Genomic DNA, 22,967 nt, shown 5'->3' with positions numbered 1-22,967 from the left:
ATGTGAACTCATAGGATCAAAATCAAGTTCTAATTTTTAGAAGAAAAAACGATCTGCTTGTGTCAAAATGCGCCATCCCAACCAAAAAGTCTTAATGTAATGAACTACCAAGCTGCTATTTTTGATATGGATGGTTTGCTCCTTGATACTGAGCGCGTCTGTATGCATATTTTCCAAGAAGCATGTGAAACCCAGAACCTACCCTTCTATAAAGATGTTTACCTTTCAATCATTGGTCGCAATGCAGCGGGCATTGAAGTGATTTTTCGTAAAGCTTATGGGGATGATCTTGACCGCTTACACCAAGAGTGGCGCGACCGTTACGACGCTGTGGTTAAGCACCAAGCGATACCGGTAAAAGAAGGGGTGATTGAGCTGCTTGAGTGGTTGAAAGGCCAAGGGTTGCCAATTGCAGTCGCCACTTCTACAGCAAAAGAAGTGGCACAGAAGAAGTTGGAGTTAGCGGGCCTAAGCAAGTATTTCGACAACTTAACGACAGGCTGTGAAGTGTCACACGGCAAACCTGATCCAGAGATCTACCTGCTTGCAGCAAGTCGTCTAAGCGTAGATCCAACCAAATGTCTCGCTTTTGAAGATTCAAATAATGGCGTACGTGCTGCGGTAGCAGCGAACATGATCACTTATCAAATTCCTGATTTGGTTGAGCCTTGCAACGAAATAAGACAATTAGGCCATACTGTCGCACCTTCACTGCATGATGTGTTGCACACGTTAAAGCAAACTCGCTAGGTTTACTTGTCGTCTGTTCTCTAGAAGCTCAGCAATTTAGCTGAGCTTCTTTCTTGAAACCTCTCCAATACCGTAAAACCAAACAATTCTGCCACCCGTTTAGAGAGATTATTTTCACCTTAACTCTGGCTAATCACGACTTTTGATTTAACTCACGCAATCGCATGAAATAAGGCATTTGAGTGATCAAATAGCGGAACTGACCAGTACAAGCTTGCAACAAAACGTCAATATACCGATTGAAGCACGTTTTTGGAGTGAAAATTGGCTGATAATGAGAACTATTGGATAAGATCAATCCAAGTCAGCCTAAAATACAAAATGGAGAGTGTTATATGTCTTTACGTTTATTAGCAACAACCTTCGCATTAGTAGGAATGAGCTTTGGTGCCCAAGCCAGTGCCGAGTGTGAAGTGTCATTAGATGCTAACGATATGATGCAGTTTTCTACTAAAACATTGAGCGTACCAGCCACTTGTAAAGAGGTAAAACTAACGCTGAATCACACAGGTAAGATGCCAGCGCAATCGATGGGTCACAACGTGGTCATCTCTGACACAGCCAACCTACAAGCAGTCGGTACTGATGGCATGGCAGCTGGAGCAGAAAATAACTACGTAAAACCAAATGATGATCGCGTCTACGCTCACACAAAAGTAATTGGTGGCGGTGAAAGCACCAGCATTACGTTCAGTACTGAGAAAATGAAAGCCGGCGGTGACTATTCATTCTTCTGTTCGTTCCCGGGTCACTGGGCAATCATGCAGGGTAAATTTGAGCTAAAATAAAAGCTTTAGCCAAGCCAAAAGAAGACTCATTATAGGGAAGCCAAGGCTTCCCTTTTTGATAGATAAAATAGCAATTGAGAAAGGTCTAACACGTCTGGAAACGTGACCAAGAAACATAGCAAGTATGAAACCCTTGCTCCATTGAGATTAAGTTCTTTTGCGAAAAGTTATGGTTAAAAATCAGATTTTTATTTTGCCTTTCCGAAACACAACTAAATGATAAAAGTCATTCAATACCATGTAACTCTTTCCAGTTTTCTGGATGAACCACATAGCCGAACAGAGCATGCCCACCATAAACCAATTCAGTCCCTTCCGGTATCCACAGCATCTGACCTGGGTGCACAAAATGTGTTTCACCATTTGCGGTCAGCTCGAAACAGCCTTCAATCACGAAAATAACCTCATCATAAAGCACTGTCCAAGCCACTTTAGCGCCTTCCCATTTAGCAAAGCCTACGCCTATGTTTGGTGAAATTTCTGGGCTTAACGCCCTGGCAACATACGCCATTCCTGGCGTATCACCACGAACATTGAAATCTAGACTTTTACTATCAACAAGTTTGACTGGCTTCATAATTCACTCCGGCTTTGCCATTTTGCTAATTGGATACGCGTTTTTACTCCCAAACCTAAAAAAGGCTCTGGCGGATTCAAACAAGGCATTCCTGTCACTTGCTGTATGTCATCCAATGATTTAGATGTCGCACCAACGACATAGTCAGCTAACAGTGTTCCAGAAATGGTTCCCCACGCAGCACCAACACCATTGTCACAAGCGCTGGCATAAACACCTTCATCTAATTGACCGAAAAAGTTAGTAAAGTTACGAGAGATTGCATACACCCCACCCCATGTGTGAGTAAATGGTACGTCGGCCAGCTCGGGATAACGCGCCAGAAAGACCTGACGATGATCGTCGCGAATTTGTTCTCTGACTTTATCGTTCATGCTTGAGCCATATTTCGGCACGTGTTTGTAAGTATTGCGGATCAAAATACGTCGATCGGCGGTCATACGTAACGTCGTTCCCGCATGATCAGCTGGAGTTAACCCCCAATTCAGCTCACCTCCGTATCGTTGCATTTCTGCGTCGGTTAATGGACGCGTCCAGCTTGCAAACGTCATCACTGGAAGTAGTCTGTTTTTAAGATAACCAAACTCCCGAGTAAAAATGCTGGTCCCAAGCAGCAGTTCAGGGGTTTCAACAGAGCCACTATCTCCATGTAATACCCAGCAACCGTTTTCTTTACTGAGCTTGCGGATTGGCGAGTTCTCTAACACCTCGACGTTCTCTGGAAGGCTTTCCCCTAGCCCACGCACCAAAGCAGCAGGTTGCATTAAATAACCACCTGGCGTGTAAATTGCGCGGCTGTAGTAGTTGGTTCCCAAGACTTTCGCCAGCTCACTGCCATTAACATGGAAGTATGGTTCGCCAAGGTCTTTCATTAGGTGCTCAAAGTGATCGAGATACGCTTCACCGCGCGCCCCTACGGCTCCTTGATATTTGCCCTTTGCTGACCATTGACAAGAAATACTGTGCTTCGACACTAAAGTGTTTAGCTGAGCAATCGCAGAACGGTTGAGCGACAATAACTTTTGTTTGTGCTCAGGGTCGGGATGCTCAAGTGAAAACTTATGAGGCAAATCGATAACAAAGCCCGAATTTCTTCCTGAAGCCCCTTGGCCGATACGTTGCGCATCAATCAGTATAATTCGTGCATTAGGCATAAGTTCAGCTAAACGTCTTGCCATAGCTAGGCCTGCGAAACCGGCACCTAACACGGCATAGTCAGCACTTTGTTTACCTTTTAACGCCGATTTTTCTGGAATACTTGGCAACGCATGGTACCAACCACACGTCACGTCATCATTGGGTAAATGAATCATCTTTTTTCTCCGCTACGCTGCTGACAGTTTCAATGACAATTGATCTAGCCAAGGGCCGCGTAATGACTGTACTTTTCTTCCTAGCAACGCAAAACCGAGCATTGCTCCTTCTGGTGAATAAAACGCAGCGGTCAATTCATCTGCTTGGGTCTCGATGTACCATTGTCCCTGTTCTTCAGCGGCTACCGGGAAAATCGTGAGTGGAAGAATCGGCGTTTTTACAATCACTGGAGTTGGTGTTAACGAGATAGGGGCGACATCGCCTAGCAAGCTTTTCGCTACAGAAGGGATCATTTGATTAATCGGTGCAATATAGGGCTGCCAACCTTGCTCAGTTTCAACACAATCACCTAGCGAGTAAATATTCTCATCACTCGTCTGGCCGAATTGATTCACTTTAATGCCGCGGCCCACTTCGAGCCCTGCTTGCTCAGCCAGAGAAACATTTGGCTTGAGTCCAACCGCGCTCAGCACTAGATCTGCTTCAATCTGCTTGCCACTGTTTAGATGTAAAACCGCACTAGATTCCGACCTTGGTTCGATTCTGGTGATACTGTCTTGTAGAGCCCATTGCACGCCTCGATCGGCAAGTGCGCTTTGTAATGATTCACCCAACTGTTGCGGGATCAAACGCTCCATTGGCCATTGACCCAACCCGATAACTGTTACTTCATAACCGCTTTCGATCAGATCATTTGCGAACTCACAGCCAATTAAGCCATCACCTAGGATCGCGATGCGCTTTTTGTCTTGCAGCTCCGCTCTGAAACGGCGGTAATCAACTAAGTCGTTCACACTCATGACCCAAGAGCGATCGCCCTCAATTGGGATTTCAATCGGTGATGCACCTGTTGCCAGTACCAAGCGGCTGTAGGCGTATTTACCGATGGAGGTATGTAACGTTGAATTGGCACGATCGATCTGTTCAACACGGGTATGCGGGTAAACTCGGATATTGAGACGGCTTTCCCACTCCAACGCGCTCTCACTTTGTAGCGCGTCGCCGTCTTTATTCATGACCAGTGCATTAGACAATGCTGGTTTGCTGTACAAAGCGCCATCATCAGCGGTAAAGACAGTGATCGGAACCGTCTCAGATTGCGCTCTAAGTGCCGCCGCCAACTGGTAACCACTGTGGCCACTACCGATGATAACGATAGGGTCATTTGAGAATACAGGTTGAGTAACTTCAGATGGAAGAGGCTGAGCCGTATTTGGCTGAACAGACGCTTCTACCGATACCGAAGACACTGCCGCGACCTCTTCTACTGGCGCATTGTCGGTAATTTCGATCATTTCAAAATCGGCCTTACCCACTAAACAGTCAGGACATAACCAGTCATCCGGTACATCTTCCCATGCTGTTCCTGGTGCAATTCCATCGGATGGCCAACCTTGTGCTTCATCATAGATTAAGCCGCAAATAATACAGAGCCACTTTCTCATCACTTATACTCCAACTACCTTGTTCAGAATTTCCGTGTTTACAAACCGCTGTCAGATTTGTTGTGATTCCATCAACCTCGCCCTAGCTTGTGGTCTGAAATCCAAGCCGGTACGAGGTGATGAAAATACAGTTACACGGTGGCTATACGTTGCTGTCTTGCTGCAAACGAATGGCAATATTGCGTGTCTGGACGTAGCTATAAATCGCTTCTTGTCCTTTTTCTCGCCCAAACCCGGACAAGCCCACGCCACCAAATGGTGTTTCGATGCCACCAGCAAACCATTCATTGATGAACACTTGTCCACCACGCAGTTGCTGTGCCACACGCAATGTTTGGTTTAGGCTTTCACCAAAGACACCAGCGACCAGGCCAAAATCGGTGCCATTCGCGATTTCAACGGCCTCTTGCTCGGTTTCAAACGGTGTAATTACCAGTACAGGGCCAAACACTTCTTCTTGAGCAATACGCATATCTGGTGAGGCTTCAATCACCGTCGGTGCCACAAAGTAACCTGACAAATCAGGGGCGTACCCACCCGTTAGGATGTTCGCGCCGTCGGCTTTTGCTTGTTCTATCATTTCAAGCACGCGTGCTTGTTGATCAGCCGATACCAACGGTGTGATGTCCGGCTGGCTTTCGCCTTGACCAATAGTTAGGCTTTTTGCCATTTCCACTACCGCCGCTTTTACTTCTTCATAACGCTCTTTTTGAATTAGCAAACGAGACATTGCCGAACAAACTTGACCAGCGTTAAAGAAAATACCGACTTGAACGCTTTGTAAAAGCGTTTCGAGGTTCGCATCTTTCAGCGCGATAGCAGCCGATTTACCACCCAGCTCCATCACAGATGGTGTGGCGCGTTGCGCTGAATCTTTCAGTATGCGTTGGCCGGTCGGCACAGAACCTGTAAAGACAATTTGATCGACCTCTTGATGCTGCACCAAATGACTGCCAACGACTGAGCCTTTGCCACATAGCAAGTTAATCGTGCCTTTTGGGAAGCCCGCTTTTTCAATCGCTTTAATCAACAACGTCATAGCGAGTGGGGAAATCTCTGGCGATTTGATCACCACTGCGTTACCAGCAGCTAATGCAGGTGCTAATGAGCGTGCACAAATAGAAACTGGGAAATTCCACGGCACAATCTGCACTGACACACCAAACGGCACATATTGGGTGAAATCGACATAATCTTTACCCAACGGAATTGACGTGCCTTCCAGCTTGTCGGCCATGCCAGCGTAGTATTCGAAGTAACGTGCCGATTCTAAAAACTCATCTTTGGCATCTTGCAAAGATTTCCCATTTTCACGGCAGGCAACTAACCCACCTTCATCAACCATTTCACGAATAGCCGCGGAGGCTTTTAACATCCACTCGGTTCTGACGGCTGGACGAACGTCCGAAAGAAGACCTTGCTTGACCACTCGACGTGCCGCTGCCATTGCGCGGTCGGCATCGGTGATAGTGGCTTCTGCAACCGTCGCATACGCTTCGGCTGTGCCAGGGTTCATGACGGTCAGCGCTTGCTCTGAATCGCACCACTCACCATCAATATAATTAAGGTAATGCATCATATTACTGCTCCAGTGCCGCTTTCACTTGCTTTGCCAACCAGGTTTGAAAGAAATGCGTCGGAACATCCATTTCTGGTGAGAACACACCACCACCAAAGCCAGGTGAGTAACGACCTTCCTGCATGCCCTCGACCGCTCCAATATCTTCGCCGAATACGACTCGCCATGACTCAACGGTAGCAGTACGGCACGCAGCGAACTCATCTTTCGTTGCTTCATCACCCACATAGAAAACACGTAGGTGCTCAACACTCTTATTCGCAGTGATTGGTTCAATCATCATCGCAAAGGCATGATCGGCTTGAATACCAAGCAACACGTTTGGAAAGAGTGCAACGTATTCTGCATGACGCAGTTTATCTTCTGGCCAGCTTGGAAATTTAGGTAAGTGTGTTCCTGCAGTATCAGAGAGGTTGTATGCGAGACTACCTTGGCCAGAAAAACGCTCTGCAAACATGATGTTGTAGTGATCCTCTAGGCGAGAATAACTGTTCAAACTCGGATGCACCCAAGGTAAGTGGTAAGCTTCACAGTAGTTTTCTACGGCAAGCTTCCAGTTACTTTTCACTTCTATCTCTAAGTTGCCACCCATGTTCACGCGGCGAAGAAGCCCTAATCCTTCTTCACCTAAGAATTGCTGCCAACGTTGCTCTAGCGGCGCGATATGGTCTTCAAAGCTTTCTGCATTGCCCGATAAGTTGACGAATACCATGTCCATCCAAACGGCTGAACGAAGTGGCTTAAGGCCGTGCTTTTCACACTTAAATCGATCATCTTTGTGTTTTGCGATACCACCAATGTGTGGTGTGCCTTTTAGATTGCCGTCAAGATCGTACGTCCATGAATGGTAAGGACAGCGAATCATTCCTTGAACTTCGCCTGCCTCATGAACCAGCTTCATACCACGATGACTACATACGTTGTGGAAAACTTGGACTTCACCTTGGCGATTTCTCATCATGAGTAGTGGAAGATTCATGAAATCAAGTGGCATCACATAACCATTTTTAAGCAGGTCTGATGCAAAACCAATACATACCCAAGTGTTACCAAACACCTGATCACGCTCAAAAGTAAAATACTCTTCGCTGGTGTAGGCCTGATTCGGCATTCCTGTTGCTTCACTGATTGGGTTCAGTACATTATCAACAAGTTCAACAGGAATAATGGTTTGGTTGACATTGCTCATATTCATATCTCCGAGAGTCGAGTTGCATCCAGTGCGTACAACATCGTGTTGTGTTAGTGGAGATGATTTTGATTAACAACTCGGCAACAAACAAACGACTTTTTCGCCGGGCTTGGATGAGTTTTTGTCATTCATGCATTGATCTCGAACAAAAAAATAACCTTTTAATTAACAATGATCTTCTTGTCATGATTAATACTCATTAACCGATGAGTATTAATCAGTTGAAACACAAAAGCCCTCTCTCTACTCTCTTTCAAAAATTAACAATAACGCAACAAACAATAACGCTAAAACAAACGCACTGTGAGGGATGCCTATGAGAGCAACATCTGGGATATTGAAAGGACTCAATCCGACTGTGACTATCGCATCAAAGATCGTCGTTATCGGTTTTGTACTTTTCTGCGCCATTCTCGCCAACCAAGCGGGCCAATACTTCGAAACGATTTCCGGCATTTTGCTGCAGAATATGAAGTGGTTTTACATCGGACTTGTTTCACTCGTTGTCGGTTTTCTTCTTTACCTTATGGTTAGTCGATATGGGCATATTCGTTTGAGTAAAGATGACGAAAAACCAGAGTTTAGTTATTTGTCTTGGGTATCCATGCTTTTTTCCGGAGGCATGGGGATAGGCTTAATTTTCTGGTCGGTCGCCGAACCGATGTGGCATTACGCTGACAACCCATTTACTCAAGGCCTGACCAATGAAGCCGCAACAACATCAATGAAACTGACATTCTTTCACTGGGGTCTACATCCTTGGTCTGTCTTTATCATTGTTGCACTCGCATTAGCTTACTTTTCCTACCGTAAAGATCTGCCTTTTACCCTACGCTCTATCTTGTACCCTTTGATTGGTGATCGTATTTATGGGCCTATCGGACACACGGTTGATATCCTAACAGTCGCGGTGACTGCTTTCGGTATCTCTCAAACCTTGGGGATGGGAGTTATCCAAATAAACTCTGGTTTGAATCAAGCCTTTGGTCTAGACATCAGTTTGGGGATTCAACTCTTTATTATCGTTTCCCTTTGTACTTGTGCGGTTGCGTCGGTGCTATCTGGTGTAGGGAAAGGTATTCGCCGTTTATCAGAATGGAACATGCTGCTTTCACTCGCACTCGTGCTGGTCGTACTTTATATTGGCCCAACTCGCTATATCTTAAATACGCTACTTGAAAGCACGGGGCTTTATGCACAAAACATTGTCGGTATGAGCTTATGGAGCGATGCACAGAATGACTCTGGCTGGCAAAACTGGTGGACGGCTTATTACTGGCCTTGGTGGATGACTTGGGCGCCTTTCGTTGGCATGTTTGTGGCTCGTATCTCTAAAGGACGCACAATACGTGAGCTTATCGGCGGTGCTCTCATCTTACCCACGCTGATCACGTTCTTATGGATTTCAGTATTTGGTGGTGCAGCGTTGAAGGTAGAGCAAGACGCTCGTGTTGCTCATCAAGAGCAAGTCACTGCGGCACAAGAAACCAAACAAACACCACCTGCGGATTTTTCTGGCGGCCCGATTCTTGAAGCGACTAAAGCCGATACGACACGCGCTTTGTTTACGCTATTCGACAATCTAGATACAGGTATGTTTGGTAAACTACTTAGCGTGCTTGCGTGTCTATTACTCGGTACTTATTTCATTACCTCCGCAGACTCGGGTACCTTGGTTCTATGTACCCTCGATGCCGCTGGGCACAGTGAGCCTCCTACCTCTATACGCGTATTGTGGGGGATCATGATCGCCGCCATTGCGGGAGTACTTCTATACGCTGGAGGGTTAAAAGCAATGCAAACGGCCTCCATTATTGCCGGTTTCCCTATCGCCATTTTTATCGCAGTGATGAGCTTAACGCTGTTTCATAGTATTCGACGCGAACCTAAGCCATGGGCAATGCTGCCTGAGCATGTTCACCCAGAGCAAGAGAAACTTGATGGTCCTGTTGAACCGCTTGTTGAAAGCAAAACAGTGGTTTCCGAGCCTATCGCTTCAACATCCTCACTAAAAGATGATTCCACACTCAATCAGGGACCAGTACTAAGTTAGTGCGTCGTTTCATCAATCAATTAAAACAAAGCGGGAACTGGTACTCCCGCTTTTTAACATGACCAAACTCTGTTATTTTCTCTGCTTATTGATTTAGGCTAAACCTCGATCACCCACCTCATCTGGCAACTGTTGCAAAAGCCACTCTCTAAAACGCTTGACGCTTGCTGGGATTAAACCTCTATTTTTAGGTTCAAGCATAGAGAAATTGGAAGGTGTTGAAAGCACGTGTTCGACTGGCCTAACTAAAGCACCGCTTTGTAAATAGTCGTCCACTAATGACCCCCAGGCTAACGCGATTCCCTGACCATTAATTGCCGCTTGTAACAGCATTGGATAGTTATTGATGTTCATGCGATTACGAGGCGAAATATTTGGCAATCCTACACTCGCAAACCACTGCTCCCAATTCACCCAATCTCTTTGAGACTCTTCCAGATAGAGTAACGTTTTATTGAAGATTTCTTCTGGCTTACTAGGCTGGCCGATTTTCTCTAAATAAAGCGGGCTACACACAGGGAATACTTCTTCTGAAAATAGCGTTGTCACATCCATTTCCGCAGGTGGAGTGCGACAATAAAACAAGGCGAGATCGCAATCTAATCGGCGTAAGTCCAACACATTATCTGAGGCCAATATTCTTATATCGATGTCATCATGTTCATTTTGAAATTGAGCAACCTTAGGCAACAACCACAAGGCTGCCATTGCATTTGTCGTCGCAACCGTGATCTTTTGTTCGCCCTGCCACTTCTTCACTTCACCCGTGATTTGAGCAATATCGAGCAAAGATTGGCTGACAGCTTGATAATATTGAAGACCTGTAGGCGTTAAATTAATGCTTCGATTGGCTCGCGTGAACATAGCCTTGCCTAAGTATTCTTCTAATTGTCTAATTTGGCGACTGATAGCACCTTGGGTCACGTTTAGCTCGTCAGCGGCTAACGTAAAACTCAAGTGCCGCGCCGACGCTTCAAACGCAACGAGGCTATTTAAAGGAGGGAGGGGTTTGATTTTCATGTATCTTCCAGTAAGGCAGTATTGTAATTATTTTTATTCCCGGCAATCTTATGTTGCACGTGGATAATGCCATTCTGGACAACACCTCAAAAACGACAATTTATAACTGATAAAAAATAGAGATGAATCATAAATTGTTGTGAGAGAGACTGCCGTATACAGTTTCGTGGCTACAACGAGCACAAAAAGAGGAGCAGTTACTCCTCTTTTGCCTAGCCTTTTGCTCACTTTCTTCGAGTTAGCCCATCTACCCTATTGCCAGTTTAGTACTCGCGTAACGCGCTTTTTTCTTTCTTGGACTGGCTAAGAAGTACGCTAATGTAAGAGGCCCTAATCGTCCCATAAACATCATGAAGATGATCACTAACTCACCCGGTTCGGACAAACTGCCCGTTAAGCCTCGCGACAAACCAACCGTACCCAGTGCCGAGACCGCTTCGAACATAATATCTAACATAGACGCTTTCTCTGTCAGTAACAGCGTGAATATGGCAAACCAAGTCACGCCCACCGAGATCAGAGTCAGCGCCAATGCCTTGCTGATGGTCTCTTTGGGAATCTTGCGTTGAAAGGCATAGGTTGCTTCATCGCGACGCAAATAGCTGTAAGTCGCCAAGACTAACACTATAAATGTCACAACTTTAATGCCACTTGCCGTACTCAATGATCCACCGCCGATAAACATCAACACCAGAATGATCGCCGTTGTGGCATCTTCCAACTGATCGATAGCTAAAGTGTTGAACCCTGCCGTTCTTGGCGTCACCGCTTGAAACCACGATGCCCACCATTTCCCTGCTTCGCTCAAAGGGCCAAGCGTGTTGGGGTTATCATATTCAATCAGGTAAATGGCGATAAGTGCCACCACGTTAATGATCACCGTGCCTAAGATCATCATTCGACTGTAAACGGTGAGTCGGTGCCAACGGCGATTGCGTTTTAAGTCAATCCAAACCGAGAAGCCTAAACCACCAATAATGAACAAACTGGTAATGGTGAAGTTAACGACCGGGTCGTCCACGTAAGGCATTAAGCTATCGGCACTCAACGCAAAACCTGCATTGTTAAACGCACTGATGGTGTAGAAGAAACCATGGAACAAACTGGTTTTCCAACCCAGCTCTTCACTCCAATAAACGCTCAAAATAGTGAAACCAATAAGTTCAACGAGCAGAGCGAACATCAATACAGATTTAGCAGTGGCAATGAGTGTCGATGAGTCAGTTTGGTTGAACGCCTCTCTCGCGACGGCTCGCTCCAAAAAGCCAATTTTTCCGCCCAGAGCCAGCAAGGTCACGATGGCAAACGTCATTAAACCTAGGCCACCACATTGAATCAGGAAAGCAATAACCACTTGCCCAAAAGGCGTAAACGCCGTGCCCGTGTCCACCACAACTAATCCCGTCACCGTAATGGCCGATGTTGCTGTAAACAGGCTTTGAATCCAAGTGATGGGCTCTGTGGTGGCAATCGGCAGTTTGAGTAAGACCGTGCCGAGCATGATCAAGCACGCAAAGCTGAGGCTAAGTATTAATGGCGGTGCGCCCAACAATTTTTTGCCCGCTTTGGGTTTTCGCTCGATGGGGATAATAGAGGGATGCCACAAAACCATGTTACACCAACCTTGGAGCGACGTATTTCAGCTCAGCGCGACTACCACAAAGCAACAGCGTGTCGAACTCATTAAGCACAAACTCATCATTGATATTGGTGTAGACGGCTTCTTCGCGCTTCACCAAGATAGGCTGAATGTTGTAACTGCCTCGGCTGATCAACTTAGAAAGCGGCATATCGTGCAGATTGGATTTAACGTGGATTTCCACCACATACAAACCATGACCCATTTCCAAATAGTTGTTCACCATCGGATAGTTGAGTGCCTGCGCGACTCTTACGCCCATCTCCTCTTCCGGATGAATAATGCGTTGTACGCCAAGCTTAGACACGATGGTGTGGTGCGCTTTGGTGCTCGCTTTGACCCAAATGGATTTCACACCCAGATTTTTCAGCGCCAGCGTACACAACAAACTGGCTTGCATGTCTTCGCCAATCGCCACCAACACCACATCACTGTTCGCTAGCGCTAACTCTCTGAGTGCACCTTCGTCTGTTGCGTCACATATGACCGCTTGCGTTAACTCTTCGACGTATTTTTCGACGATTTTCGGGTCGCTATCCACCCCCGTTACGGTGTGTCCAAGATGAATAAGTTCTAAGCTGGCGGCAACGCCAAATCGCCCTAGACCAATTACTGTAAAGTGAGCCATATCAATACCTAACTGTGTTTTATGTATAGAACATGCTAATGCGTTAAGGGCTAGACTGATTTTCCGTCACGGAAAATAGGCAACACGAATCCTGTTCGAGTGCCGATAACCAGCACTAAACCTTGGCATTAACGTTGATTAAATTTGGAATTTAGTAGTGCTTGGACGTCTCAAGCACTAAACGATAACCCAGCCCCGGCTCGGTTTTTAATAGCCGCTGTTCGTCAGCACTATCGTTCAGTTTTTTGCGTAGTTGACTCACTAACACACGTAAGTAGTGAGTGTCTTCGACATGACTTTTTCCCCAAATCACCGCTAGCAAATGAGTTTGCTCAATGAGTTTTCCCGGCTTGAGAATCAACTGTTCAATGAAAGAAAACTCTTTCTTGGTGAGTGGAATTTCCCTCTGATCCAACCAAAATTGGTGAGTACTTTTGATGATTTTGACTCGGCCAGCCACCAGCTCATCAGCGACGGTTTGCTCATCCACCAAATCTCGAACCAGCACTTTGATGCGCGCGATGAGCTCTTTTACGCCAAAAGGCTTGCTCAAGTAATCATTCGCGCCCGCTTCTAAAAGGCGGATTTTTTCCTCTTCTTGATCGCGAGCTGTCAGCACTAGCACTGGCGTTTTATAGGTCTGACGAAGCGTAGTGAGAAACTCCGCCCCATCGCCGTCGGGCAAGCCTAAATCTAGCAGAATGACGTGCGGCGAATGCGCTTCGAAACACGCTTTGGCTTCTGAAATGGTACTCGCGCCAATGTAATCAAACCCTTCAGCAGACAGCGAAATTCGAATAAAGGTATGAATGCGAGGCTCATCGTCCACGACTAAAACTTTGTAACTCACGCCTGCTCTGCTCCTTGATTGAGTGGAAGTCGAATGCGGATCAGCGTCCCTTCTGATACTGGCATAGATTGAATATATCCTTGGTGTGCGGTGATGATGCCTTTGGCAACCGCGAGTCCCATTCCGGTGCCTGAATCGGCCGATTTGTTGTTCACACCGGAATAGAAAAGGCTGAATATTTTTTCCGTATCTTCAGCTTTGATGCCAATCCCCATGTCCCGAACATCAATCACGCACGACGAACCCTGCTTAGAAAGTGAAACCTCAACAGATTCATTCTCTGGTGAAAATCGCATGGCATTATCCAACACATTAAAAATCGCTTGTTCGATTAGCGAACGACTTACTGATAAATAACCAACGGAATCATCCATATTCATGGAAACTTTCTCGGTGTAATTCGGCAAACGAGAAACCGCATCCCGCACAATATCTGCAATCAGCTCATCTTTTTTGGTAATTTTTAATGTGCCATGCTGGAGCTTAGTCGCCTGTAAAAGGTTCTCGATATATTGGTGCAAACGGTGGCTTTCTGAAGTCGCACTGTCGAGCAATTCTTTGCGCTCTAAGTCATTGAGCTTGGGCATGTACTCGTTGAGTGTGGTCAGTGTTCCAATAATGGTTGCTAGCGGCGTGCGTAAGTCATGGGACACCGATAGCAGGATGCTGTTTTGCAGCTTGGTTTGTTTTAACTCTCCCTGCTGCCGACGATAAAGATCCGCAAAGGTGCTGGTGATAAAAGCCATCACCATAAACACGACTAAATTAAAAATGTCTTCCGGACGAAACATCTGCAAAGAGTAACGAGGTGTCGTAAAAAAGAAGTTGAAGCTCAGCGCTTCGATCACCGCCGCCGCATAAGCGAATCGCGAGTTGCATTGAAACGCCACTACCACGACCGCTAACTGTAAAATCAGCAGGACTGCGGCTGTAGAGCCAAACAGTTGGTCTAACAACCATGAGACGACAACCGCGCCAACAATCACGGTAGTAGAAAAGAGAAAGGTGTTATCTCGCCATTGAACAAACATAAAATACATCAACCAAAATTCGATGTAGAAAACTTTAGCAAAAGCCCATTCGGAGTTCGCGTAAAAAAAGCGTAAAAAATTCAATAACGACAGTGAGTTATAAACATAATCATCATTAAGTTGGCCTAACTCAATGAATAATCACAAGTTAACGTTGCCCATTAACGCCTACTTACTCGGTATAAACGACAGACACAAAAAAGAGGAGCATTTGCTCCTCTTTCGTGTAGCGTCATATTAGATGACTTGTAGTTGAGCATCACCTTGCTCAGACAAAAAGCCGCCGGTTTGATGCTTCCACAGCTGAGCGTAAACACCACCCAATTGCAGCAGCTCGTAATGCGATCCTTGCTCAATGATTTTGCCGTCATCCATTACAATCAAACGATCCATCGCGGCAATCGTTGATAAACGGTGAGCAATCGCAATCACTGTTTTTCCTTCCATCAGAACTTCAAGGTTTTCTTGAATTGCCGATTCTACTTCTGAATCAAGTGCAGACGTTGCTTCATCCATGATCAAAATTGGCGCGTTTTTCAGCAGCACGCGAGCAATCGCCACACGTTGACGCTGACCACCAGACAGCTTCACACCGCGTTCACCCACTTCAACGTCATAGCCAACGTTACCTTGCTCGTCTCGTAGAGATTGAATGAAATCATGAGCATGTGCTTTCTCAGCAGCTGCGATAACGGCATCCATTGAAGCATCTGGATCACCGTAAAGAATGTTCTCTTTAATTGAACGATGCAGCAAAGAGGTGTCTTGCGTGATCATACCGATGTGTTGGCGAAGCGACTCTTGTTCAACTTGAGAAATGTCCTGTCCATCAATGCAAATCTTACCGCTATTTACGTCGTAAAAGCGCAGCAACAAGTTGACCAACGTGGATTTACCTGCCCCAGAGCGACCGACAATGCCGACTTTTTCGCCCGGTTTAATGGTCAGATTCAAGTTCTCAAATACTGCCTTCTCATCACTGTAGTTAAAACCTACGTGATCAAAGCAGATCTCACCTTGAGAGATTTGCAAAGGCTTAGCATTTGGTACGTCTTTCACTTCAACATCGTTTGAAATCGTATTAATACCGTCTACTACTGTACCGATGTTTTCAAACAGTGCGCTAACTTCCCACATGATCCACTTCGACATACCTTGTACGCGCAACGCAATACTGATGGCAATCGCAATAGCACCAATTGTTACAGCGTGATCTAGCCATAGATAAACCGAAATGGCACTAATAGACATCAGCAGCAAATAGTTGATGGCATCCACACTAAACAGTAAACAAGTCACCATGCGCATTTGGCGGTAAACCGTCACCAAAAATTGCTTCATGCTGCTTTCTGCGTATTCCAACTCTCTTTGCGAGTGCGCGAATAGCTTTACGGTAGATATGTTGGTGTAAGAATCGACAATGCGCCCAGTCATTACAGAACGAGCATCCGCTTGCTCCGTCGCTACTTGTTTCATTTTAGGGATAAAGTAGAACTGGATAACCGCGTACATTCCTATCCAAATCACAATAGGCAACATTAGCAAACCATCGGCTTCGCCCATCATCCAGAGCATCGAAAGAAAATAAACGCTGATATAAACCAGTACATCCACCAGCTTCATGACCGTTTCTCGTACCGCTAACGCACTTTGCATCACTTTGGTCGCAACTCGGCCTGCAAAGTCACGCTGGAAAAATCCAACCGCTTGTTTTAGCAAGTAACGGTGAATCAACCAACGGATAGACATCGGGTAGTTACCCAATAACGTTTGGTGCATCACCATTGAGTGGACAAAACCGAGAGCTGGCATCACAACCGCCACTAAGAACAGCATCATTAGCATGCGATCACCCTGGTCTTGCCAGAATGTTGCGCGATCTTGATTAGAGAGAATATCGACGAGCTCGCCCATATAACGCAACAGCGTCACCTCTGTAATGGCAATAAGCGCACTGAACACTGCCATAACGAGTAAAGGGGCTTCAAAGCCACGAGTGTAAAAACGACAAAAGCCAAATAGCGTCTTCGGTGGCTTTTCGGTTTCCATCTGGGGAAAGGGTTGGGTCAGTTTTTCAAACCAATTGAACATAACAATGACTTTAGGTACCGCGAATGAATTTGCGAACGTTTTACTATCTTTTGATACAAAAGTCAGTAAAATACCGAAACAAAAGCTCAAATGATAATAATTACAATTAAGCTTAGCGTTAATCATAATTATCGGGAATAGATTTATGCAAAAGAATAACTCACTGACCATCGCTATCCGCAACGCGTTGGTTTGTGCTTTAGCACCTACAGCAGTGGTTGCATTCACAGCACAAGCTCAAGAAGACGTCGTACAAGATGACGTGATTGCCATGGAGACCATAACGGTCACCGCGCAAGCACTTAAAGTAGAAACCCCTGCGGCAGAAACGCCGCGCAGCGTATCTATCATTTCTGAAGATGAACTTCGTGTTCGTGCACCGAAAAAGCTAGATGAAGCATTACGCTACACGTCTGGTGTAACCGCTCAGCCTTATGGCGCAGACAACGACACTGATTGGTTCAAAGTTCGTGGATTTGATGCAGCGACTTACCTAAACGGCAACCGTCTATTCCGCGATGGTTACTACACATGGTTGGTCGAGCCTTACGGCCTAGAAAGTGTAGAAGTGGTTAAAGGCCCATCGGCTATTCTGTTTGGTGAATCGGCACCAGGCGGTATCGTGAATGCGGTGCAGAAAAAACCAACGTTTACGCCTCAAGGCGAAGTAAAAGTCGAAGTTGGCAACAACCAACACCAATCCGTAGGTTTTGACATTGCTGACGAAGCAAACGACTCAGGCACTGTGCGCTATCGTTTGGTTGGCTTGATGACAAGCCAAGATGGTGAACTGGACGGCACAAATAACGAGCGTTTCTACCTAGCGCCAAGTGTCGAGTTCGACATTTCTGACCGTACAATGCTGACCGTTTTGGCAACTTACCTTCATGATGACGGTGTACCAACTAACCCATTCTTCCCAGCAGCAGGTACTCTGATTGGTTCTAACTTTGGCAAAATCGATCCTTCGACTAACCTTGGTCAGCCAAACTACGATAAATACGAACGCACGCAGTTTTCTCTGGGTTACTTACTAGAGCACGACATCAATGACACGTGGTCACTCTCGCAAAACCTCAACTACGGTTCGAATGAGTTGTACTTGCGCAGCTCTTACGCGTTCTCAAACAACGATCCAGCGAAAGAAGAATTAACGCAAGGCATCGTATTCCGTGACGGAAAAAACCAGAGCATCACGTTCGATAACAATGCTGTCGGCAACTGGATGACAGACAACGCAGAGCACACAGTGCTTATCGGTATGGATCTGCAATTCCACAAAACCGATGGCGACGAGCAAGACAACTACGCATTTGGCACCATCAATCCGTGGAACCCAGTTTACGGCAACTTCACCCCTCTTGATCCTGCCGACAACGTGAAACGTGAGATTGAGAAATCTCAAGCAAGTCTCTATTCACAATACCAATTGAAACTGCATGAACAGTGGATTGGTAACATCGGTGCTCGTTACGACTGGGTGAAAACAGAAAACTCTGGCAAAGGCGCTACCGTTGATCAAAGTGAATCTCGTGATGATGGTCAGCTCTCTCTAAGTGCGGGTGTGATGTACCTTGCAAACAATGGCCTGTCACCTTACGCAAACTACTCTCAGTCGTTTGAAGTGATCAGCACTATTGATGCGGCAACCAATGAACTTTACAAACCGCTGGAAGGCGAGCAAGTAGAAGTGGGTGTGAAGTATGAACCAAACTTTATGGATGGCTTTATCAACCTTGCATGGTTCGACATCACGCAAAAGAACGCGTTGGTCACTAACCCATCAACATGGATTGCGACACAAACAGGTGAAGTGACATCTCAAGGTATTGAGCTAGAAAGCACGGCGCAGCTAACCGACGATCTAAAACTGATGGCAAGCTACACCTACACTAAAGCGAAAACAGATGAGAGCTTTGGCCAAGGTAAAAAACAAGCCGCACTTATTCCTGAGCACCAAGCTTCTGCATGGGTAGACTACAGCGCCTACAGCCTGATTCCAGGCCTCAATATCGGTACTGGTGTGCACTACGTAGGTGAGTCAAAAGATAACCCTAAGAGCTCGAACCTAACGGTTCCTTCAGTCACTCTTTGGGATGCGTCAGTCACTTACGACATCACTTCACAGTGGCAAGCACAGCTAAACGTGAACAACATCCTAGATAAAGAGTTTGTTTCAGGTTGCGATTACTGGTGTTACTACGGCCAGTCTCGCTCTGTTATGCTAAACGCAAACTACCGCTGGTAATTGTACTTCTACTCCCCTCTATTGAGGGGAGTTTTCTCCTAAGAGCCATCCATGTTTCAACTGTCTAATATTGAGATCGTGCGAGGTGGACGTCAGATCCTCGGCATCGAACAACTTAACATCCCAACAAATGAGCTAACGGTCGTTTTAGGCCATAACGGTTCAGGTAAGTCGACACTGGTGAACCTGCTTTCTGGTCAAATGCCACCAGATAAAGGCACGGTAACACTAAACGATACTTCCCTTTCATCACTCAAAACCAAAGAGTTGGCAAAACAGATCGCCTATTTGCCACAAAAGCTGCCCTCTTCGGCTGGTTTAACGGTAGAAGAGCTAGTGCGCTTGGGTCGCTTTCCGTGGCGTGGGGCACTTGGTCGTTGGAAAACCGAAGACAAACAGATCATCACGCAGGCTATGGAACGAACAGGAGTTACACCTTTTGCTCAAGCTTTGGCGGATGACTTATCGGGCGGCGAACGCCAACGTGCTTGGGTGTCTATGCTACTGGCTCAACAATCGCCAATTTTAATTCTCGATGAGCCAACCTCGGCGCTCGATGTTCACCATCAGTTTCAACTAATGGCGCTGCTGGCAGAACTGAATCGAACCGAGAATGTAGGCATTATCGTGATCCTGCACGATCTGAACTTAGCACTGCGCTACGCCACCCACATTGTTGCGCTCAAAAAAGGTAAAATTGCCTTCGAAGGCAACGCCGACATGTTGTTAGACGAGGCACGCCTTTCTAAACTATATGAGTCACCAATTAAGCTGATTGAGCACCCAAGCCCGGCTAACACATTAGCGAGCCAAAAGGTGGCTGTTGTATGCGCATAATGGCTCGTTTACTTACTGTGGTTACACAATCTGCTTTTCTCCTCGTATTTTTTATGACCAATGCACATGCAGTCATCACCGTTACCGATGAATATGGTGAGCATAGTTTTGAGCACGCGCCACAACGCGTTGTAGCCTTAAACTGGGACATCTTAGAACAAGTTTTGGCGCTAAACGTAGAACCAATCGCAGCCCCAAATTTACCAGGCTACCGCCAATGGGTCGTCAATCCAACTGCACCAGAGTCAATTGAAGATATTGGAACCCGAGCAGAGCCCAACTTAGAAAAAATAGCCAGTTTGAAACCAGATGTCATCCTTGCTGCGTCTCCACAGCAAGACTTGATTCCGTTACTCAAACAAATTGCTCCGGTAATCTATTTACCTAATTTTTCTGAAAATGAGGCCGCAGCTGAAACGGCCATTCGTCACTTTCGTACGCTCGGCAAGCTATTCAATAAAGAGGCACTTGCTGAACAGAAATTGGCAGAATTAGATGCTTCATTTGCGCAGATGCGCCAGCGAATTCGCCACTATTACTCTGCTCCACTCAGCGTTCTTGTGATGCGATTTTCAACTCCGAATACTGTATTACTTGCAACCGAAAACTCCACCACTGACTACGTGGTTAGAAAACTGGGATTACAGGCTCCAATTAAAGAGGACCCACGTGCGTGGGGAGTAAAGCAAGATCGAATCAATCGGCTTCAGAGCCTTCAAAACAGCTACGTTCTCTACGTACAACCTTTCCCAGAAGAACGAAAACTGAAAGAGTCGCCACTTTGGCAAGCGATGCCGTTTGTGAAAAAGCAGCGGGTAAATTCAGTCAGAGCAGTGTGGGCGTATGGCGGTGCCATGTCTTTGCAATACACCGCTGAAGCGATTACCGACAGTCTAATAGAGTTGGCACCAGAACAATGAGAACGAAACATTATATTGGTTATCTGGCGCTGATTACGTTACTTAGCGTCTTTAGCCTACAAATTGATACTAATTTATCACTTTTCGAACAATGGCAATTATTAACAAAACCAGAGGTAGCAACCGAGTTTCGTGACGTATTCTTTACGCAAGCGCAGCTTCCTAGGTTAAGTATGACCCTGCTTGTTGGTGCCATGCTTGGTCTCACCGGCAGCTTAATGCAGCAATTAACGCAGAATAACCTCACCTCGCCGTTGACTCTTGGCACCTCTTCTGGTGCTTGGCTTGCATTAGTCGTGGTAAACATTTGGTTCGTCGATTGGGTCGCCGATTACTCTGCATTAGCCGCAATGGTTGGGGCTTTAGTGGCGTTTGGCCTGATCGTATCAATTGCCGGTGTGCGTAATATGACAGGTTTGCCGCTGGTCGTTTCGGGGATGGTGATCAATATCTTGCTCGGTTCTATCGCCACAGCCATTATTATTTTAAACGCCCAGTTCGCACAGAATATTTTTATGTGGGGAGCCGGAGACCTTTCTCAATACAGCTGGGATTGGTTTGAGTGGTTATTGCCTCGCTGCGCTATCGCAATCGTAATTTTGATCGTCGCACCACGTATTCTGACCTTAATGAAACTGGGACAAGAAGGCGCAGCAGCCCGAGGCTTAGCGGTATTACCCGCGTTTGGTGCATTAATGGTGATGGGTATTTGGCTGGTATCAGCCTCCATCACCGCAGTTGGTATTATCAGCTTCATCGGATTACTGACACCCAATATTGCCAGAGCGATGGGGGCAAGAACACCGCGCGACGAATTGATCAGCAGCATGCTTTTGGGCGCAATGCTACTAATCATCACAGACTCTGCCGCTATCTCGCTGAGCTTATGGTTAGAGGAAACCATTCCTAGCGGCGTAGCGGCTGCAGCTATTGGCGCTCCCGCTTTAATTTGGTTTACTCGTAAAAAGCTGACGGCAACCGATCAACTTAACCTTTCAATGAGCCAAGGAAAAACGGCACTTTCTAAACGCGCGGTATGCAGCATTGCGCTATTCAGTCTGATTGGGATTCTAGCTTACTCATTCGTTACCCATGGTATAAACGGAATTCAATGGTCTGTGCCAGGTGAGTTCCAATGGCAATTGCGTTGGCCGCGAATGTTAACCGCACTTTCTGTCGGTATTGCGCTATCCGTTGCCGGAATCATTTTGCAACGCATTGTTTACAACCCTCTGGCAAGTCCCGATATTCTCGGTGTGTCTTCCGGAGCCACGTTTGCCATTATTACGACAGGAGTAATCGCTGGGTCGCTTCTCTCCGCATTTAGCTGGGGTATCGCTTTTTTCGGAAGTATGTCCGTATTGATGTTATTGCTGATTATCGGTAAACGAAGCCATTTTAATCCATCTAACTTCGTGTTGTCCGGCATCGCACTAACGGCACTATTAGAAGCCCTCGTTCAATTTTCGCTAGCTCAAGGCTCAGGTGACAGTTACAAAATTTTATTGTGGCTAACTGGTTCAATTTATCGAGTCACAGCCGACACCGCACTGATGCTATGTTTGGCCATAATAGTTCTGGTTGCCGCTGTATTCTCGATTTCTCGTTGGCTAACACTAATTTCCATCGGGCGACAATTCTCAAATGCACGAGGGCTTAACCCTACCGTAGCCAATACGCTTATGCTCACCATCGTTGCTTTGTTATGCGCCTTTTCTACCGCTACAGTTGGTCCAATATCTTTTGTTGGCTTGGTCGCTCCCCATATGGCGATGATGTTAGGAGCAAGAAAAGTGAAAGAGCAACTGTGTGTCGGTGCCTTAATTGGCGCAACCCTAATGTTGTGGGCAGATTGGCTAGGACAAATCGCTATTTATCCAAGTCAGGTCGCAGCTGGCACGTTGGTCGCTATTATAGGCAGCACTTACTTCCTATTTTTAATGCTGAAGAGTAAATTCAGCTAAGTTGGGAATATTGTTACAGCCTAAAAATACGCTAAGAAAAA

The 22,967-nt window shown here is 46.2% G+C and carries 18 protein-coding genes and 1 pseudogene; 7 read left to right on the top strand and 12 right to left on the bottom strand.

The features are described 5' to 3' along the window. The first annotated feature begins 99 nt into the window (after window positions 1–99). Together R8O10_RS10895 and azu are read left to right on the top strand one after the other, a co-directional pair. Window positions 100–750 (top strand): HAD family hydrolase, encoded by a 651-nt coding sequence (locus R8O10_RS10895; protein ID WP_213905445.1) that lies wholly within the window; start codon window positions 100–102, stop codon window positions 748–750. Window positions 751–1,085: 335 nt separating this feature from the next. Beyond that, window positions 1,086–1,538 carry an azurin gene (gene azu / locus R8O10_RS10890; RefSeq protein ID WP_005375211.1) on the top strand — a complete coding sequence of 151 codons (453 nt, stop codon included), beginning with the start codon at window positions 1,086–1,088 and terminating at the stop codon, window positions 1,536–1,538. Between the two features lie 226 nt (window positions 1,539–1,764). On the opposite strand, the gene R8O10_RS10885 is transcribed toward azu, so the two are convergent. The 6 genes and pseudogenes from R8O10_RS10885 to R8O10_RS10860 form a co-directional block, all read right to left on the bottom strand. After that, on the bottom strand, window positions 1,765–2,115 hold the full coding sequence (locus R8O10_RS10885) for an ethanolamine utilization protein EutQ (protein WP_318191389.1): 351 nt from the start codon (window positions 2,113–2,115) through the stop codon (window positions 1,765–1,767). Continuing rightward, window positions 2,112–3,428: an NAD(P)/FAD-dependent oxidoreductase gene (locus R8O10_RS10880; RefSeq protein ID WP_005385877.1), complete on the bottom strand. Its 1,317-nt coding sequence runs from the start codon at window positions 3,426–3,428 to the stop codon at window positions 2,112–2,114. Before R8O10_RS10880 ends, R8O10_RS10885 begins: the two co-directional genes overlap by 4 nt. 12 nt (window positions 3,429–3,440) lie before the next feature. Continuing rightward, complete coding sequence (locus R8O10_RS10875; RefSeq protein ID WP_318191397.1) at window positions 3,441–4,724, bottom strand: NAD(P)/FAD-dependent oxidoreductase; 1,284 nt, start codon at window positions 4,722–4,724, stop codon at window positions 3,441–3,443. Next, window positions 4,713–4,874, bottom strand: a pseudogene (locus tag R8O10_RS10870) (rubredoxin); the annotation flags it as partial. The pseudogene R8O10_RS10870 and the gene R8O10_RS10875, both read right to left, overlap by 12 nt. 142 nt (window positions 4,875–5,016) lie before the next feature. After that, entirely contained in the window at window positions 5,017–6,453 is a 1,437-nt protein-coding gene (locus R8O10_RS10865; RefSeq protein WP_318191388.1) for an aldehyde dehydrogenase family protein, read from the bottom strand. Between the two features lies 1 nt (window position 6,454). Further along, on the bottom strand, window positions 6,455–7,642 hold the full coding sequence (locus R8O10_RS10860) for an aromatic ring-hydroxylating oxygenase subunit alpha (protein WP_042521602.1): 1,188 nt from the start codon (window positions 7,640–7,642) through the stop codon (window positions 6,455–6,457). 319 nt (window positions 7,643–7,961) lie between these two features. On the opposite strand from R8O10_RS10860, the gene R8O10_RS10855 reads away from it, so the two are divergent. After that, window positions 7,962–9,698, top strand: a complete 1,737-nt coding sequence (locus R8O10_RS10855) for a BCCT family transporter (protein ID WP_318191387.1) — start codon at window positions 7,962–7,964, stop codon at window positions 9,696–9,698. 93 nt (window positions 9,699–9,791) lie between these two features. Here the strand turns inward: R8O10_RS10855 and R8O10_RS10850 are convergent, their stop codons facing one another. The 6 genes from R8O10_RS10850 to R8O10_RS10825 form a co-directional block, all read right to left on the bottom strand. Beyond that, the gene (locus R8O10_RS10850; RefSeq protein WP_115386780.1) at window positions 9,792–10,718 is read right to left on the bottom strand and encodes a LysR substrate-binding domain-containing protein; all 927 of its coding nucleotides are present in this window, start codon (window positions 10,716–10,718) and stop codon (window positions 9,792–9,794) included. Between the two features lie 247 nt (window positions 10,719–10,965). After that, window positions 10,966–12,330: a TrkH family potassium uptake protein gene (locus tag R8O10_RS10845; RefSeq protein WP_005375181.1), complete on the bottom strand. Its 1,365-nt coding sequence runs from the start codon at window positions 12,328–12,330 to the stop codon at window positions 10,966–10,968. Between the two features lies 1 nt (window position 12,331). Further along, window positions 12,332–12,985, bottom strand: coding sequence for a potassium channel family protein (locus R8O10_RS10840; protein ID WP_169628844.1), 654 nt, complete (start codon window positions 12,983–12,985; stop codon window positions 12,332–12,334). 151 nt (window positions 12,986–13,136) lie between these two features. Then, on the bottom strand, window positions 13,137–13,835 hold the full coding sequence (locus tag R8O10_RS10835; protein WP_169628843.1) for a response regulator transcription factor: 699 nt from the start codon (window positions 13,833–13,835) through the stop codon (window positions 13,137–13,139). Then, window positions 13,832–14,866, bottom strand: a complete 1,035-nt coding sequence (locus tag R8O10_RS10830; protein WP_318191386.1) for a DUF4118 domain-containing protein — start codon at window positions 14,864–14,866, stop codon at window positions 13,832–13,834. The genes R8O10_RS10835 and R8O10_RS10830 overlap by 4 nt, the downstream gene beginning before the upstream one ends. Before the next feature lie 237 nt (window positions 14,867–15,103). Beyond that, on the bottom strand, window positions 15,104–16,957 hold the full coding sequence (locus R8O10_RS10825) for an ABC transporter ATP-binding protein (RefSeq protein ID WP_042521744.1): 1,854 nt from the start codon (window positions 16,955–16,957) through the stop codon (window positions 15,104–15,106). A gap of 145 nt (window positions 16,958–17,102) precedes the next feature. Here R8O10_RS10825 and R8O10_RS10820 point away from each other — a divergent pair, with 145 nt between their 5' ends. From R8O10_RS10820 to fhuB, 4 genes are read left to right on the top strand one after another with little or no spacing between them, the layout of a single operon-like run. Then, on the top strand, window positions 17,103–19,205 hold the full coding sequence (locus R8O10_RS10820; protein WP_318191385.1) for a TonB-dependent siderophore receptor: 2,103 nt from the start codon (window positions 17,103–17,105) through the stop codon (window positions 19,203–19,205). Window positions 19,206–19,256: 51 nt separating this feature from the next. Continuing rightward, window positions 19,257–20,042, top strand: coding sequence for an ABC transporter ATP-binding protein (locus R8O10_RS10815; RefSeq protein WP_005383893.1), 786 nt, complete (start codon window positions 19,257–19,259; stop codon window positions 20,040–20,042). After that, on the top strand, window positions 20,033–20,962 hold the full coding sequence (locus R8O10_RS10810; RefSeq protein WP_262667888.1) for an iron-siderophore ABC transporter substrate-binding protein: 930 nt from the start codon (window positions 20,033–20,035) through the stop codon (window positions 20,960–20,962). The genes R8O10_RS10815 and R8O10_RS10810 overlap by 10 nt, the downstream gene beginning before the upstream one ends. Beyond that, the gene (gene fhuB, locus R8O10_RS10805) at window positions 20,959–22,926 is read left to right on the top strand and encodes a Fe(3+)-hydroxamate ABC transporter permease FhuB (RefSeq protein ID WP_318191384.1); all 1,968 of its coding nucleotides are present in this window, start codon (window positions 20,959–20,961) and stop codon (window positions 22,924–22,926) included. Before R8O10_RS10810 ends, fhuB begins: the two co-directional genes overlap by 4 nt. Window positions 22,927–22,967: the final 41 nt, after the last annotated feature.

Origin of the sequence: Vibrio sp. 1727, from assembly GCF_033344415.1 — a bacterium.
Taxonomy (GTDB): domain Bacteria; phylum Pseudomonadota; class Gammaproteobacteria; order Enterobacterales; family Vibrionaceae; genus Vibrio; species Vibrio alginolyticus.
The sequence above is the reverse complement of the archived record's forward strand: the minus strand, read 5'-3'. Positions and strand labels throughout refer to the sequence as shown.